14 protein-coding genes are annotated in these 15,061 nt (G+C 64.2%); 10 read left to right on the top strand and 4 right to left on the bottom strand.

All coding sequences use genetic code 11. From position 1 onward, the window contains the following. Nucleotides 1–2: 2 nt before the first annotated feature. The 4 genes from ACU8YE_RS07305 to ACU8YE_RS07290 all read right to left on the bottom strand — a co-directional run bounded on the left by ACU8YE_RS07305 (nucleotide 3) and on the right by ACU8YE_RS07290 (nucleotide 4,780). Nucleotides 3–1,514: a UxaA family hydrolase gene (locus tag ACU8YE_RS07305; protein ID WP_446928414.1), complete on the bottom strand. Its 1,512-nt coding sequence runs from the start codon at nucleotides 1,512–1,514 to the stop codon at nucleotides 3–5. Between the two features lie 14 nt (nucleotides 1,515–1,528). Then, entirely contained in the window at nucleotides 1,529–2,656 is a 1,128-nt protein-coding gene (locus tag ACU8YE_RS07300; RefSeq protein ID WP_440077042.1) for a mannitol dehydrogenase family protein, read from the bottom strand. A gap of 4 nt (nucleotides 2,657–2,660) precedes the next feature. After that, nucleotides 2,661–3,668 (bottom strand): zinc-binding alcohol dehydrogenase family protein, encoded by a 1,008-nt coding sequence (locus ACU8YE_RS07295; RefSeq protein WP_232042749.1) that lies wholly within the window; start codon nucleotides 3,666–3,668, stop codon nucleotides 2,661–2,663. 404 nt (nucleotides 3,669–4,072) lie between these two features. Beyond that, the gene (locus ACU8YE_RS07290) at nucleotides 4,073–4,780 is read right to left on the bottom strand and encodes a FadR/GntR family transcriptional regulator (RefSeq protein ID WP_232042750.1); all 708 of its coding nucleotides are present in this window, start codon (nucleotides 4,778–4,780) and stop codon (nucleotides 4,073–4,075) included. A 297-nt stretch (nucleotides 4,781–5,077) separates the two neighbouring features. On the opposite strand from ACU8YE_RS07290, the gene ACU8YE_RS07285 reads away from it, so the two are divergent. From ACU8YE_RS07285 to ACU8YE_RS07240, 10 genes are all read left to right on the top strand, one after another. Next, the gene (locus tag ACU8YE_RS07285; RefSeq protein WP_260802726.1) at nucleotides 5,078–6,583 is read left to right on the top strand and encodes a sugar ABC transporter ATP-binding protein; all 1,506 of its coding nucleotides are present in this window, start codon (nucleotides 5,078–5,080) and stop codon (nucleotides 6,581–6,583) included. Then, a complete protein-coding gene (locus ACU8YE_RS07280; protein WP_232042751.1) occupies nucleotides 6,576–7,607 on the top strand; it encodes an ABC transporter permease in 1,032 nt (343 codons plus the stop codon). The genes ACU8YE_RS07285 and ACU8YE_RS07280 overlap by 8 nt, the downstream gene beginning before the upstream one ends. Before the next feature lie 153 nt (nucleotides 7,608–7,760). After that, entirely contained in the window at nucleotides 7,761–8,708 is a 948-nt protein-coding gene (locus tag ACU8YE_RS07275; RefSeq protein WP_232042752.1) for an ABC transporter substrate-binding protein, read from the top strand. Nucleotides 8,709–8,848: 140 nt separating this feature from the next. Then, nucleotides 8,849–9,598, top strand: a complete 750-nt coding sequence (locus ACU8YE_RS07270; RefSeq protein ID WP_232042753.1) for an SDR family oxidoreductase — start codon at nucleotides 8,849–8,851, stop codon at nucleotides 9,596–9,598. Between the two features lie 37 nt (nucleotides 9,599–9,635). Beyond that, nucleotides 9,636–10,496: an ureidoglycolate lyase gene (locus ACU8YE_RS07265; protein ID WP_104566896.1), complete on the top strand. Its 861-nt coding sequence runs from the start codon at nucleotides 9,636–9,638 to the stop codon at nucleotides 10,494–10,496. 35 nt (nucleotides 10,497–10,531) lie between these two features. Next, on the top strand, nucleotides 10,532–11,809 hold the full coding sequence (locus ACU8YE_RS07260; protein WP_232042755.1) for an L-fuconate dehydratase: 1,278 nt from the start codon (nucleotides 10,532–10,534) through the stop codon (nucleotides 11,807–11,809). 19 nt (nucleotides 11,810–11,828) lie between these two features. Further along, nucleotides 11,829–12,710: an amidohydrolase family protein gene (locus ACU8YE_RS07255; protein WP_316869004.1), complete on the top strand. Its 882-nt coding sequence runs from the start codon at nucleotides 11,829–11,831 to the stop codon at nucleotides 12,708–12,710. A 3-nt stretch (nucleotides 12,711–12,713) separates the two neighbouring features. Beyond that, on the top strand, nucleotides 12,714–13,490 hold the full coding sequence (locus tag ACU8YE_RS07250; RefSeq protein ID WP_316881192.1) for an SDR family oxidoreductase: 777 nt from the start codon (nucleotides 12,714–12,716) through the stop codon (nucleotides 13,488–13,490). Nucleotides 13,491–13,497: 7 nt separating this feature from the next. Beyond that, on the top strand, nucleotides 13,498–13,842 hold the full coding sequence (locus ACU8YE_RS07245) for an L-rhamnose mutarotase (RefSeq protein WP_446928413.1): 345 nt from the start codon (nucleotides 13,498–13,500) through the stop codon (nucleotides 13,840–13,842). A 48-nt stretch (nucleotides 13,843–13,890) separates the two neighbouring features. Next, on the top strand, nucleotides 13,891–14,946 hold the full coding sequence (locus ACU8YE_RS07240) for a porin (RefSeq protein WP_232042758.1): 1,056 nt from the start codon (nucleotides 13,891–13,893) through the stop codon (nucleotides 14,944–14,946). Nucleotides 14,947–15,061: the final 115 nt, after the last annotated feature.

Below are 15,061 nucleotides of genomic sequence, written 5' to 3'. Positions count from 1 at the left end.
CCTTACATCACCGCGCCAAGCTGCCACGGTACGAACTCGTTGTCGCCAAGACCATTGAGTTCGCTCTTGGAGCGGCTGCCGGATGCGGTAGTGAGCATCAGTTCGAACAGCGCCTGGCCGGCTTGTGCAATGCTGAGGCGGCCATCGACGATGCCGCCGCAGTCGTAGTCCATGTCGAGTTCCATGTGCCGATAGAGCGTGCTGTTGGTGGCAAGCTTCAACGATGGCACTGGCTTGCAGCCGTAGGTGGACCCGCGGCCCGTTGTGAAGCAGATCAGGTTGGCCCCGCCTGCGACCTGGCCCGTGGCGGACACGGGGTCGTAGCCCGGCGTGTCCATGAAGACGAGGCCGTGCGCCTGCACTGGTTGGGCGTATTCATACACGGCCATCAGGCCGCTGCTGCCGCCTTTGGCGACCGCGCCGAGGGATTTCTCCAGGATGGTCGTGACGCCGCCGGCCTTGTTGCCGGGCGAAGGGTTGTTGTTCATGTCGGCGCCCAGCGTGCTGGTGTAGTGCTCCCACCAGGCCAACCGTTGCATCAACGCGTCGGCCACGGCAGGCGTTGCAGCGCGCGCAGTCAACAGGTGTTCCGCGCCATAGATCTCGGGCGTTTCGGATAGCACTGCGGTGCCCCCGTGTCGCACCAGCAGATCCACCGCTGCGCCCAGTGCGGGGTTGGCGCTGATGCCCGAGTAGCCGTCCGACCCGCCGCATTGCAGGCCCACCGTGAGGTGGCTTGCCGGGACGGTGCTGCGTTGTGCCTGATTCGCGATCGGCAGCATGTCGCGCAGCATGGACAGGCCGGCCGCAATCGCCTCGCGCGTGCCGCCTTCTTCCTGGATCGTGAGCGATGCGAACAGGCCCGGTGTGCGGGCGCCCAGCATCTGGACGAGCGGTGCAACCTGGTTGACTTCGCAACCGAGGCCAACGATCAGCACGCCGGCAAAGTTGGGGTGGTCGGCGTAGCCGCGCAGCGTGCGCTGCAGCAGTTCCAACCCCTCGCCATTGCCGGCCATGCCGCAGCCGCTGCCGTGTGTGATGGCAACAACGCCGTCCACATTGGGAAACGCGGCCGCCTCTGCCTGCGCCGCTTGCACGATATGCCGGCACACGGTGGCCGAGCAGTTCACGCTGGAGATGACGCCAATGAAATTGCGCGTGCCGACGCGGCCATCCGCCCGCACGTAGCCTTCGAACGTGGCAGGCGTGTCGACGGGGATGGTGGCGCGATACGCGTGGCCCACAGCGTGCTCGGCGGCGGAGTTGGCCATGCCGATGTTGTGCACATGCACGTGCTCACCCGCACGGATGGGCGCAGTGGCCACGCCAATGACCTGCCCATACTTGTGCACCGGCTGGCCCACTGCGATGTCGCGCAATGCGACCTTGTGACCGGCGGGAATGGCGTCGCGGGTGGTCAATCCGGCGTTGAGTGCCGCGCCAGGCGCGAGCGCCACACGCGCGACGGCCACGTCGTCGTCGGGGGCAAGAAGAATGAGGGATGCGTCGGACATGGTGCTTTGCAGGTTCAATTCGGATTGGCCAGCGCGGCGTTCAGGCGCGGCTGGGCGAGGTGCAAGCCCAACTGCCGCGCGAGCGCGACGATGGGCGCCAGGCGCCGCTGCTTCTTCTGCGCGTGGTTCTGCGCGATGTCGGCAAGGCGGTGGGCAAGGTAGGGGTTCAATAGCCTTTCGCGCAGCGAGACGAGATAGGCCTCGGCCGCCTCGCGCTTGCCGAGGGCTGCAAATACGGGAACGATCTCGTCGCGCCACAGTGCTTCCAGCGCCGGGCGCAGGTGCGGGTCTTCCATGGCCTGCACGACGGTCATATCGGCGGGATGCGCATCTTCGCGCCAACGCTCGGCCAGAAAGGTGTGGCCTGCGTTGAGCAGAAAGAGCTTGAGGCGCTCGTGATGATCGAGTTCGTCCGTTAGCACGATGGCCGGGTGCGTGCAGGGCAGCACCAATCCCGGGCGGCGTTCGATGGCCCAGAGCGCGTACGGCTCCGCCACGGCGCCCACGGGGAGCAATGCCTCCGAGACGATGCGGTCTACGAGCGAGTTGGCCCACACGCAATGCGTGCGCAGCCAATCGATGAAAGCGGCGGGCAGCGCCCACTGTTGCGCCAGCGCGCAGACCGTCGCGCACAGCGTGTCGCCATTGCGCTCGATCAGTTCGCACGGAAACAGCGAGAGCGGTGCCTTCGGCTGTCGGAGCCAGCGGCCGAGCAGCAGCGCCACCAGTTTCGCGGGGAAGCTGCGCGGCACGCGCGATGGCTGCTGTATCAAGCTGGCGTCATCGCGTGGGTCCAACTGGTAGCCCTGGTCGGCGGTGTTGGACACCACGACCCGCACCTCCGTTGCCATGAGGTCACGCAGTTGTTCCCAGTCCGCCTCGGCCTGCAGGGCGCGCCGCACGGCACGGCAGGTGACGGTCTGGTCAACGGGTGTGCCGTCTCGCAAGCCGCGAATGCGCACCGGGTAACCCGCGCCGCCAGCCAGCGCCGCCACACGTGCAGCGCTGGCCGGGCTGGACGTGGTCTGTACGACCGTGATGCCGCCCAGCGCGTGTCCTGCATCGAGCGCTTCCGACACGAACAAGTCGACGTGCGCCTGCAGGAAGCGGCTCGTGCCGAACTGGAGGATCGGCTCGGTCATGCGCTCAGCACTCCACGATGGCTTTCACCACGCCGGCGGCGGGGTCGAGCAGCGTCTTGAAGTGCTCGGGCACGTCTGCCAGCGCCATGCGGTGGGTGTTCAGCGCGGTCGGAATCTTGCCCGCGCGCATGGCGTCGAGCACGGTCTCAAAATCTTCCGTGGTGGCGTTGCGGCTGGCGAGCAGCGTGGTCTCGCGCTTGTGGAATTCCGGATCGGAGAACGAGATGTTGGCCGCCACCACCGAGATCAGCACATAGGTGCCGGCATGCGCCACAAAGCGCAAGCCACGCTCCATGGCTTTCGGATTGCCCGTGGCATCGAACACGACGTCATAAAACTCATTGCCGGTGAGCGCGGCGAGTTGCGCTTCGTCGGTATCGCCCAGCGCAACGCTGGCGTCCACACCAAGTTGCTCCTTCGCAAAGGCAAGGCGATCGGCACGGGAGTCCAGCGCCGTGACAACCGCGCCGCGCAGTTTGGCAAAGATCATGGCGGCCATGCCGATCGGGCCGGCGCCGACCACCAGCACGCGCTGCCCGGCGCGCACCTGCGCCCGGCGCACGGCATGCGCGCCAATGGCCAGGAATTCCACCATCGCGGCCTGATCCAGGCTGACGCCGTCCGCCTTGTGCACGAAGGCTTGCGGCACGCTGAGGTATTCCGTGAACGCCCCGTCGCGATGCACGCCCAGCACCTGGATGTTGACGCAGCAGTTTGTCCGGCCCTGGCGGCAGGCGACGCAGTGTCCGCATGACAGGTAAGGCATCACGTACACCACGTCGCCCTTGGCCAGCGCGCTTCCGGCCGGTGCCTGCTCGACGATTCCCGACAGCTCATGCCCCATTACGCGCGGGTAGTTCAGGTAAGGCTGATTGCCCGTGAAGATGTGCAGGTCGGTGCCGCACACGCCGACGCGTTTGACGCGCAGCAGCACTTCGCCTTCGGCGGGGCTTGGGACCGGCCGGTCCAGGGCCAGCAGCGTGCCCGGTGTTTCGCAAACGACGGTCAGCATGATGCGGCTCCAGCCGGAGTAGCGCCGCGGATGTCGGCTCGATGGGGTCGTTGAAGCGTGTGTGTATGGGCGCGTGGCAATGGCAAACGGTAGGTCACCTTCCGGTCTCCTTGGGTGGAAGAGGTGAGGTCGGATTGCGCGCGCGTACTGCGCCAAGTTGGAGGAAGCGGACTCCGTCTCCGGCAACTGGTCATGCCAAACAGGCCTCACCTATTGGTCAGACCAATTTAACATCTTGAGAGAAAATCCTTGATGGGGGAAACCCTGATGCAGAAAATCCCTTGTTTTCAAGGGGGCAAGGCGATGCGGCCTGAAATTTGGTCAGGCCGCATTGGGGTGGGAGCGGCGTGGGTGGCGGGGAGGAGTTGCGCGGCCGCGAGCGGACCGCGCATGGGTGAGTGCGGCTACTGCGCGCTGTCTTGCTGAATGGCGCCCGCGATCCAGCGCTCTTCCGACGCCCTTAAGTGCGCCCGCATGGCGGTTTGCGCGGCGATGGGGTCGCCGGCCTGCAGCGCCCTGAGAATCTCTTCGTGTTCGTGCACGGCCGCATGCCAGCTTGATTCGCCCTCCGCATGGTCGCGGATCGCCATGGCGAGCGGGTCATGGCGGCTGTCGAACAGCTCCGCCACGAATCGGCTCAGGACCGAATTGCCGGCGGTCTCCGCAATCAGCATGTGGAACTGACGGTCAGCGTCGGTGGGCGACTTTCCACCCAATGCGAGTTTCTTCATGCGGTCGATGGTGCGCTGGAGCTTATCGAGCGTGGCCGCGGTCAGCCGCCCTGTGGCGAGCGTGATCACGTCGCCCTCAAGCACGGCCCGGGCCTGCATCAGTTCGGAAGGGCTTTCGCCCAGCGACGGAATGGCCGCACTCTCGCTCGCCGCGCTTGCGTCTTGCACATATACGCCGGAACCCATGCGGATCTCAACCTGGCCGCCAATCTCCAGGGCGATCAACGCCTCGCGCAACGAGGGGCGCGATACGCCCAGCGTCTGCGCCAGTTCGCGCTCCGGAGGTAAGCGTGTGCCCGGTCCGAGCTTTTCCTGTTGGATCAGCGCAAGAATTTGCGCGGCTACAGATTGGTAAAGCCGCTTTGGCTCTGTCTGCTTCATTGTGGTGTGGTTTTTGGCGCGCGCGTTGCCGCGCATGGGTGTGTTTCGAGTCTAGCATGGGCACCGCCAGCCGTTGTCTAGACTGGTGTCAGCAACACTTCAGGGTTTGCACTAGTGGTCAGGCAGGTGTGTTGTAAGTGATATTGGCTTGACCAAAAAATGCTTGGGCTGATCGAATCGCTCCGAACTGGACTTACCAGTGCGTCGAGCGGAAGATCGGAGCCTCGCAACACAACGGAGACCACGATGAGCAGTGCTGATGCCGTGCCTACGCACGTAAGCAGCTCCAGATCGTCGATGCCGCAAGAGATTCTTTGCTTGCAGCGCATCGGCAAACGCTTTCCCGGCGTCATTGCGCTGGATGGTGTGGATCTGGATCTGCGCGTGGGCGAAGTCCATGCCGTCTGCGGCGAAAACGGTGCCGGCAAATCCACCCTGATGAAGATTATCAGTGGCCAGTACACCGCAGACGATGGCGTCATCTCGTACCGGGGTGAGGCGGTGCGCTTTGCGTCGACATCCGAGGCGCAGGCGGCCGGCATTGCGATCATCCATCAGGAGCTGAATCTCGTGCCGCACTTGTCGGTGGCGGAGAACATCTTCCTGGCGCGTGAGCCCAAGCGCGGCCCGTTCATCGATTACCGCAAGCTCAACACCAACGCACGGAGCTATCTGCAGCGGATCGGCCTGGCCGTGGAGCCGACCACGCTGGTCAGCGCCCTATCGATTGCGCAGCAGCAGATGGTGGAGATTGCCAAGGCGCTCTCGCTCAACGCGCGTGTGCTGATCATGGACGAGCCCACGTCTTCGCTCACGGAATCCGAAACCGTTCAGTTGTTTCGCATCATCAAGGAGTTGCGCGCCGATGGCGTGGCGATTCTGTATATCTCGCACCGGCTGGATGAGATGGCCGAGATTGTCGATCGCGTGACGGTGCTGCGTGACGGCCGCCATATCGCCACGAGCGATTTTGCTTCCACCAGCGTCAACGAGATCGTCGCGCGGATGGTTGGCCGCTCGCTGGACGATGTATTTCCCGCGCGCAAGTCGGTACCGACCGACGAGGTGTTGTTGCGTGTGAACGCACTGAGCCGCGCTGGCGTCTTCGGCCCGGTGTCGTTCGAGTTGCGCAAGGGCGAGATTCTCGGTTTTGCCGGCTTGATGGGCGCGGGGCGCACGGAGGTGGCACGGGCCATTTTCGGTGCGGAGCGGCTCGACTCCGGGTCGATCACGCTGGGCCATATGGGCGATCAGCCGGTCACGATCCGTTCGCCGCGCGAGGCCATTCGGCAGGGCATTGCCTACCTGTCTGAAGACAGAAAGAAAGATGGTCTGGCGCTGTCGATGCCGGTGGCCGTGAACATCACCCTGGCCAATGTCCGGGCGATCTCCTCGCATGGCTTTCTGCGTTTTTCCGAAGAGACCGCTGTGGCACAGCGCTACGTGCGCGAGCTGAACATCCGCACGCCGTCGGTCGGGCAGACCGTGCGCAATCTGTCGGGCGGCAATCAACAGAAGATCGTGATCGGCAAATGGCTGTATCGCGGTTCGCGCATCCTGTTTTTCGATGAGCCCACGCGGGGCATCGACGTTGGCGCCAAGTACGCGATCTATGGGCTGATGGACGAACTCGCCGCGGACGGTGTCGGTGTCGTGTTGATCAGCTCGGAGCTACCGGAACTGCTGGGCATGACCGATCGAATTGCCGTCTTTCACGAAGGCCGCATCACCGCAGTCCTGGAAACACGGAAGACCAACCAGGAAGAAATTCTGCATTACGCATCAGGACGAACACATGCTTGAAATGACATCAGATCAGCCGCAGGCCGTGAAAACGCAGCGCAAGCAACACCATCGGGACTTGATCCAGAAGTTTGCCGCGCTCGGCAGCCTCGTGGCGCTTGTGATCGCGTTTTCCGCCACCAGCGCAGCGTTCTTTTCGGTCGGCAACTTCATGACCGTCGCACTGCAAGTCACATCGATTGCCTACCTGGGCGTGGCCGCCACGTGCGTGATCATCACCGGCGGCATCGATCTGTCGGTGGGCTCGGTGCTGGCGCTCTCCGGCGTGGTGGCCGCGCTGCTCGTGAAGATGGGCGTACCGGTGCCGTTTGCCATGCTGGCCGGCGTGGTGGTCGGTGCCATGTGCGGATGGGTCAACGGTATCTGCATCACGCGGATGGGCCTGCCACCATTCATTGCCACGCTGGGCATGATGCTGGTCGCGCGCGGCCTGGCCCTGCAGATCACGGGTGCCCGTCCAGTCTCGGGCCTGGGTGACGCCTTTGGCGAACTCGGCAACGGCGCACTGTTTCGCATCTCGCACATCGGCGCAGACGGCTTTCCGGACACGGTCTTCCCCGGCATTCCTTACCCGGTGGTGATCATGCTGGCGCTGTTCATCGCTGTCTCGGTGCTGCTGTCGCGCACGTCATTGGGCCGCCACATCTATGCAGTCGGTTCGAATGCTGAAGCGGCGCGCCTGTCCGGTGTGAACGTGCAGGGCGTGAAGCTGTTCACGTATGTGCTGTCGGGCCTGCTGGCAGGGATGACGGGGTGCGTGCTGATGTCTCGTCTCGTGACCGCACAACCGAACGAAGGCGTGATGTACGAACTTGACGCGATTGCCAGTGCCGTGATCGGCGGGACGTCGCTGATGGGCGGTGTCGGAACGGTCTCGGGCACGGCCATTGGCGCGTTCGTGATCGGCGTGTTGCGCAACGGGCTCAACATGAACGGCGTATCGAGTTTTATCCAGCAGATCATCATCGGCGTGGTCATCCTTGGCACCGTCTGGATCGATCAGCTCAGAAACCGCAAGTTGTAAGAGCCGCTAACAAAATTGTCCTGGCTAGGCGTGCCGACGCAGACAGTACATGTAGTACCGAATGTTCGTCACCTCGGGAGGCGCAACGACGCCAGGGCGGTTTTGTTGGCGGCTCTAAGTCGAGCAGTTCAAACCAAAACCAAGGAGTGAGACATGAAGAAGTTTTCCGTACTGGCGGTGGTTGCAGCAACGTGTGCACTGTTCTCTGCCTATGCGCAGGCGGCAGGCGGTGAAATTGCCGTGATCGTGAAATCGGCAAATTCCAACTACTGGCAGAACGTTCAGAAGGGCGCGACGGCCGCCATGGGCAAAGCGAAGGGCTACACGATGACCTTCCAGGGCCCCGCAGCAGAATCGGCCATTGCCGACGAAGTGAACATGGTCGAGAACGCTGTGAACCGGCATGTCGCGGGCATCGTGCTGGCGCCGTCCGACCCGGACGCGCTGGTGCCGGCGATGAAGAAGGCATGGGAGGCGCACATCCCCGTGGTGCTGATCGACTCGATGGTGTCCGACTCCGGCAAGCAGTACTACCAATCGTTCCTCTCCACGGACAACGCGAAGGCGGGCGAGTTGTGCGCGAAGGCGATGATCGACGCTGTCGGCCAGACCGGCAAGATCGCGATCATGTCGTACGTGCCGGGCGCTGGGTCTGAAATCGGCCGTGTGGGCGGCTTCAAGAAATACATCGAGGCGCACTCGAAGCTGCAGATCGTTGGGCCGTTCTACTCGCAATCGCAAATGGCAACGGCGCTGAACCAGACGACCGACGTGCTGGCCGCCAACCCCGATCTGAAGGGTATCTTCGGTGCAAACGAGCCGACGGCAGTCGGCATGGGACGCGCGCTGCAGCAGTCGGGCAAGAGCGGCAAGGTGGCCGCCATCGGCTTTGACGGCAACCAGGATCTGCAGGGCTTCGTGCGCGACGGCACGATCCGCGCCATCGCCGTCCAAAGCTCGTACCAGATGGGCTACAAGGGCATCGAAACGGTCGTCAGCGTGATCGAGAAGAAGCCCGTGCAGAAGCAGGTCGACACCGGCGTGATGATGGTCAACAAGCAGAACCTGGATTCGCCCGAGGCCAAGAACGTCCTGTACTGACGAATCATCGCAACAAGGGGCGTGGCGGAGCGTCGTTCGCCGCCATGCCGGCTGAATCCCTTTCCTGAACGGCGCAGTGTTTTAACTCCATTGCCGGAATGGGCCATCGCCAACGTGGCCCGCGCCGGAACGCAGACGCAATGAGACTCCAAGGAAAACGCATCCTCGTGACGGCGGCTGGGCAGGGTATTGGCCGGGCCAGCGCGATGATGTTTGCAAAAGAAGGCGCGCAGGTGCTCGCCACCGACATCAACGCACAGGCGCTGGCCACGCTGGCAGAGACCGCCGGCGTTCGCACCTTGCGCCTGGACGTGACGGACGCCAACGCCGTTGCCGTCCTGGCACGCGAAGAAGCCGCCTTCGATGCGCTGTTCAACTGCGCGGGCTTCGTGCACGCCGGCAGCATCCTCGAATGTTCGGAAGACGACTGGGCGTTCTCTTGGCAGCTCAACGTGACGTCGATGTACCGCCTGACGCGTGCGCTGTTGCCGAAGATGCTCGACAACGGCGGGGCGTCGATCATCAACATGGCGTCCGCCGCGTCCAGCGTGAAGGGCGTGCCGAACCGCTTCGTGTATGGCACGACCAAGGCCGCCGTCATCGGCATGACCAAGGCGATTGCCGCCGACTTTGTGGCCCGCGGCATCCGCTGCAACGCCATCTGCCCGGGCACAGTGGAGTCTCCGTCGCTTGAGCAGCGCATTGCAGCGCAGGCGCAGGAACAGAACGTGCCGATCGACACCATCCGTGCGGCCTTCGTTGCACGCCAACCGATGGGCCGTGTCGGCACGGCAGACGAGATTGCCGCGCTGGCCACGTACCTGGCTTCGGATGAGTCCCGCTTCACGACCGGCACTTGCTGCGTGATCGACGGCGGCTGGTCCAACTGATTTGGCTTGATTGATTGCAGTTCACAACGACAACACGATGAAACTCCTCCGCTACGGCCCCAAGGGCCAGGAAAAGCCCGGCCTGCTCGATGCGCAAGGTCAAGTGCGCGACCTGTCCGGCGTGATTGACGACATTGCCGGCGCTGCGCTGCTGCCCGAGAGCCTCGCTCGACTGCGCACGCTCGACATCAGCCGCCTGCCCATCGTCGATGGCACGCCGCAAGCGGGCCTGCGCCTGGGCGCCTGCGTGGGCAACGTCGGCAAGTTCATCTGCATCGGCCTGAACTACTCCGACCACGCTGCCGAGACAGGCGCTGAAGTGCCGGCTGAGCCGGTCGTCTTCGGCAAATGGACCAGCGCCATCTGCGGCCCCAACGACGACGTGGAAATTCCGCGCGGCTCGGTCAAGACCGATTGGGAAGTCGAGCTTGGCGTGGTGATCGGCAAGGGCGGCCGGTACATCAGCGAGGCCGATGCGCTCGCGCATGTGGCCGGTTATTGCGTCATCAACGATGTGTCGGAGCGCGAATACCAGCTCGAGCGCGGCGGCACGTGGGACAAGGGCAAGGGCTGCGACACCTTCGGCCCCATCGGCCCGTGGCTCGTCACCGCCGACGAGGTGCCCAATCCGCAGGCGCTGCATCTGTGGCTGGAGGTGGATGGGCATCGTTACCAGAACGGATCGACGTCGACCATGGTGTTTGGCGTGGCGCATCTCGTCAGCTACCTGAGCCGCTTCATGAGCCTGCAGCCGGGCGATGTGATTTCCACCGGCACGCCGCCGGGCGTGGGGCTGGGGCAGAAGCCGCCGGTCTATCTGCGCGCGGGCCAGACCATGCGCCTGGGCATCGAGGGCCTGGGCGAGCAGCGCCAGCGCACGGTGGACGCACAAGGCTGAAGGGCAGGCATTCCGCAATCCCGAACACGATACTCATGACCATCATCCGATCCCTGCGCGTGCTGGACGTGCGCTTTCCGACCTCGCAGCATCTCGACGGCTCCGACGCGATGAACCCGGACCCGGACTACTCCGCGGCCTACGTGATCCTGGAGACTGACCAGCCTGGCCTGGAAGGCCACGGCCTGACCTTCACCATCGGGCGCGGCAACGAGGTCTGCTGCGCGGCCATCGCGGCGATGCGCCATCTGGTGGAAGGGTTGGATCTCGACTGGATTCGTGAAGACATGGGCCGCTTCTGGCGTCATGTCACGTCCGACAGCCAGTTGCGCTGGATCGGCCCGGACAAGGGCGCCATCCACCTGGCCACCGGCGCGGTCGTCAATGCGGCGTGGGATCTGTGGGCCAAGGCCGAAGGCAAGCCGCTGTGGCGCCTGGTGGCCGATCTCACGCCGGAAGAACTCGTGCGCTGCATCGACTTCCGCTACATCACCGACGGCATCACGCCCGAAGAAGCACTGGACCTGCTGCGCAAGCAGGCGCCGGGCAAGGCCGAGCGGATCCGCACGCTGGAGCAGGAAGGCTACCCGTGCTACACCACGTCCGCCGGCTGGCTCGGCTATGACGACGACAAGCTGCGCCGCCTCTGCCGCGAGGCCGTCGACAGCGGCTTCCGCCACGTCAAGCTCAAGGTCGGGCGCGATCTGAAGGACGACATTCGCCGCGTCTCCATCGCCCGCGAAGTGCTTGGGCCGGACCGCGAACTGATGATCGATGCCAACCAGGTCTGGGAGGTCAAGGAAGCCATCGACTGGGTGCGCGAACTCGGTTTCGCCAAGCCGTGGTTCATTGAAGAGCCGACCAGCCCGGACGATGTGGAAGGCCATCGCAAGGTGCGCGAAGCCGTTGCCCCCGTCAAGGTCGCCACCGGCGAGATGTGTCAGAACCGCATTCTCTTCAAGCAGTTCATCATGCGCGGCGCGATTGACGTTGTGCAGATCGACGCGTGCCGCCTGGGCGGCGTGAACGAAATCCTGGCTGTGTTGCTGCTGGCCGCCAAGTACGGCCTGCCGGTGTGCCCGCATGCCGGCGGCGTGGGCCTGTGCGAGTACGTGCAGCATCTCTCGATGATCGACTACATCTGCGTGTCGGGCACGCGCGAGGGCCGCGTCGTCGAGTACGTCGACCATCTGCACGAGCACTTTGTCGACCCTTGTGTGGTGCGCAACGCCGCCTATCTGCCGCCGCAGGCACCGGGTTTCTCCATCACGATGAAACCGGCATCGCTTGAGCAGTACCGCTTCCGGGGCTGATGCGATGACGGACCCCGCGCTGCCCGTGCCCCGAATCGACGCGCACCAGCATTTCTGGCGCTATCAACCCGAGGCGTATTCCTGGATCGGCCCCGGCATGGAAGCCCTGGCCAGAGACCATCTGCCTGCCGACCTGCTGCCCCAACTGCGCGCGCAACGCCTGGACGCGGCGATTGCCGTGCAGGCGCGCGGCGTGCGTGAGGAAACGGATTTCCTGCTCGACCTTGCCGCTGCGCATGACTGGATTGTCGGCGTGGTCGGTTGGGAAGACTTGCATGCCACCGATCTTGAGTCGCGCCTCGAGGCAAGGAGCGGTGAGCACAAACTGGTCGGCTTCCGGCACACCGTGCAGGACGAACCGGACGTGGCCGCATTCTTGTCGGACCCGGCATTCGAGCAAGGCATCGCGCTGCTGCAGCTCTGGGGCTACACGTACGACGTGCTGGTGTTTGGCCACCAACTCGCGCCCGCCGTGGATTTCTGCGGCCGGCACGATCATCACTGGCTGGTGTTGGATCACTTGGGCAAGCCGCCGCTTGAAGCGTTCGAGCGTGACGCACAGGCCCTGGCGCGCTGGCGGGCCGCGCTGGCACCGTTCAAGGACATGCCGCACGTCGCCTGCAAGCTTTCCGGCCTGCTGACCGAAGCCGATTGGCGAAAGGGTGTGACCGTGCGCGACGTTCAGCACGCGCGTGAATGCCTTGACGTGGCTCTGGACGTGTTCGGCCCCACCCGCGTGATGTTTGGGTCGGATTGGCCTGTGTGCCAGCTCGCGGCGTCGTACGGCACGGTGTACGACGTGCTGCACGTCTGGGCCGAAGAGCGGCTCAGCGCCACGGAACGCGTCGATCTCTGGGGTGGCAACGCCACCCGCTGCTACAACCTGCAACTCAAGGCTTGAACCATGGATTTGCATCTGCAAGACAAAGTCATCATCGTCACGGGCGGCGCGGCCGGCATTGGCGCGGCCATCTCGCTGCAACTGGCGGCCGAGGGCGCCATTCCCGTCGTCTGCGGCAAGAGCCCGATGGCCCCGGCGTTTGAAGCCGAGCTGATGCGTCGGCAGCCGAAAGCCCGCTTCTTCCAGTTCGACCTGGAAGATGAGGTCGATTGCCGCGGCATGGTGGAAGAAACCGTGCGCGAGTTCGGGCACATCGATGGCCTTGTCAACAATGCCGGCATCAACGACAGCGTGGGATTGGACGCCGGCCGGGACGCCTTCGTTCGGTCGCTCGAAAAGAACCTCATCCATTACTACGTCATGGCACATCTGTGTGTGCCACACCTGAAAGCGAGCCGAGGGGCCATCGTCAATATCTCGTCGAAAACGGCGCTGACGGGGCAAGGCAATACGAGCGGGTACACCGCCGCGAAGGGTGCACAGCTGTCGCTCACGCGGGAATGGGCGGCGTCGCTGGCGCCGGATGGCGTGCGCGTCAATGCGGTCATTCCGGCGGAGGTGCTCACGCCGCTGTATGAACGCTGGATCGCCACGTTCGACAACCCCGATGCCAAGCTCGCAGCGATTACATCGAAGATCCCGCTCGGCAAACGCATGACCACCGCCGACGAGATTGCGAGCACCACGGTCTTCCTGCTCTCTGCACAGGCCTCGCACACGACGGGCCAGTGGGTGTTTGTCGACGGTGGCTACACGCACCTCGACCGTGCGCTGACGTGAGGCTGCCATGCGCTACTGCCTCGCTCTGGATCTGAAAGACGACGCGGCGCTCATCGCCACGTACGAAGCCCACCATCAACGCATCTGGCCCGAAGTTGCGCGGCACCTGCGCGTGCATGGCGTGACCGGCATGGAGATCTATCGCCTGGGCACCCGCATGGTGATGCTCATGGAGACCGACGACGCCATCTACGACGCCGAGCGCATGGCGCTTGCCACCGACACGGACCCGAAGATCCGGGAATGGGAAGCGTTGATGTGGCAGTTTCAGGCGCCCACACCCTGGACGCCCGTGGGTCAGAAGTGGATACCGATGAGCCGCATTTTCGATTTGCAACAGCAACCGCAGTAGAAGCAATTCCGGCCGTGGCCGGCATGACACCAGAGAGAGGAGATGACAATGAAAAAACGAGTAACTGGCCCGCTGTGCGCGGCAATCGTGTGCGCGGCCGCTGGCGCCGCGCATGCACAAACCAACGTCACGCTGTACGGCCGCGTCGCCAGCGGCATCGACTACCAGAACAATGTCGCCCCCACTGCGACCTCGCCGGGCGGCAGCCTCTGGCGCGCCGCCGACAACCAGTGGGGGACCAGCATGTTCGGGTTCATGGGCAAGGAGGATCTCGGCGGTGGCCTGCAGGCGCTCTTCCGGCTCGAGTCCGGTTTTGGCGCGGCCCAAGGCCGGACCAACGGCGACGCGCTCTTCAACCGCCGTTCGTACGTCGGCCTGTCCAGCCCGACCTGGGGCACGTTGACGGCCGGCAAGAACCTCTTCATCAGCAACGACGTCTGGTTCCTGGACCCGACCGGCCAGCAGTTCATTGGCTCGGCCACGCTGGTGCGCGGGCGCAACTGGCCGGGCGCCAACAACGTCGTCGAATACCAGAGCCCGACCTGGGGCGGCTTCCAGATCGGCCTGCAGACCGGCCTGGGCGAACAGCCCGGCTCCTTTACCAACAGCCGCCGCGATGGCGTGTCCGCCGTCTACAAGACGGGCCCGCTGGAAGTGCGCGCGATCTACGACGTGATCCGCGACGGCAACGGCAAGTTCAGCGACATCTTCAATTTCTCGAAGGAAGCGACGATCGGCGGCACGTACACCATCGGCAAGGCCAAGCTGTTTGCGGCGTATGAAAACCTGTCGGCGCCGGATGCCGCGGCGGGCGCCCCGACCAAGGCCAACCACTACTGGCTGGGCATCAACTACGAAGTCACGCCGGCGCTGACGCTGATCGGCGCGGCCTACCGTGTCAACGTGAACCACGGTGGCGGCAACGCCAACCTGTTCATGGCGGGTGCCAACTACAACCTGTCCAAGCGCACGATGCTATACGCGAGCGTCGGCACGGTGCAGAACAGCGCCACCGCCAACTTCTCGGTGGAGGCGACCAACAACAACCCGGCACCGGGCAAGAACCAGCTGGGTGCTTACACCGGTATCGTCCACTCGTTCTGACTTCTGGCTTCTGACTGAGCGTGACCTCCTGATCGCTCGGCTCCTTGTCGGCCCGCACTTGTGCGGGCTTTTTTTTTCATTTAGGAAAGCTACTCGCATGCGGGGAGATGCGGCG

This window comes from Ralstonia sp. VS2407, from assembly GCF_052950655.1.
The sequence above is the reverse complement of the archived record's forward strand: the minus strand, read 5'-3'. Positions and strand labels throughout refer to the sequence as shown.

Coding starts and splice junctions, on each gene's coding strand:
- ACU8YE_RS07295 (WP_232042749.1), bottom strand. CDS start 3,668: ATGCTGACCGTCGTTTGCGAAACACCGGGCACGCTGCTGGCCCTGGAC.
- ACU8YE_RS07285 (WP_260802726.1), top strand. CDS start 5,078: ATGCCGCAAGAGATTCTTTGCTTGCAGCGCATCGGCAAACGCTTTCCC.
- ACU8YE_RS07240 (WP_232042758.1), top strand. CDS start 13,891: ATGAAAAAACGAGTAACTGGCCCGCTGTGCGCGGCAATCGTGTGCGCG.
- ACU8YE_RS07245 (WP_446928413.1), top strand. CDS start 13,498: ATGCGCTACTGCCTCGCTCTGGATCTGAAAGACGACGCGGCGCTCATC.
- ACU8YE_RS07265 (WP_104566896.1), top strand. CDS start 9,636: ATGAAACTCCTCCGCTACGGCCCCAAGGGCCAGGAAAAGCCCGGCCTG.
- ACU8YE_RS07260 (WP_232042755.1), top strand. CDS start 10,532: ATGACCATCATCCGATCCCTGCGCGTGCTGGACGTGCGCTTTCCGACC.
- ACU8YE_RS07270 (WP_232042753.1), top strand. CDS start 8,849: ATGAGACTCCAAGGAAAACGCATCCTCGTGACGGCGGCTGGGCAGGGT.
- ACU8YE_RS07250 (WP_316881192.1), top strand. CDS start 12,714: ATGGATTTGCATCTGCAAGACAAAGTCATCATCGTCACGGGCGGCGCG.
- ACU8YE_RS07300 (WP_440077042.1), bottom strand. CDS start 2,656: ATGACCGAGCCGATCCTCCAGTTCGGCACGAGCCGCTTCCTGCAGGCG.
- ACU8YE_RS07280 (WP_232042751.1), top strand. CDS start 6,576: ATGCTTGAAATGACATCAGATCAGCCGCAGGCCGTGAAAACGCAGCGC.
- ACU8YE_RS07275 (WP_232042752.1), top strand. CDS start 7,761: ATGAAGAAGTTTTCCGTACTGGCGGTGGTTGCAGCAACGTGTGCACTG.
- ACU8YE_RS07290 (WP_232042750.1), bottom strand. CDS start 4,780: ATGAAGCAGACAGAGCCAAAGCGGCTTTACCAATCTGTAGCCGCGCAA.
- ACU8YE_RS07305 (WP_446928414.1), bottom strand. CDS start 1,514: ATGTCCGACGCATCCCTCATTCTTCTTGCCCCCGACGACGACGTGGCC.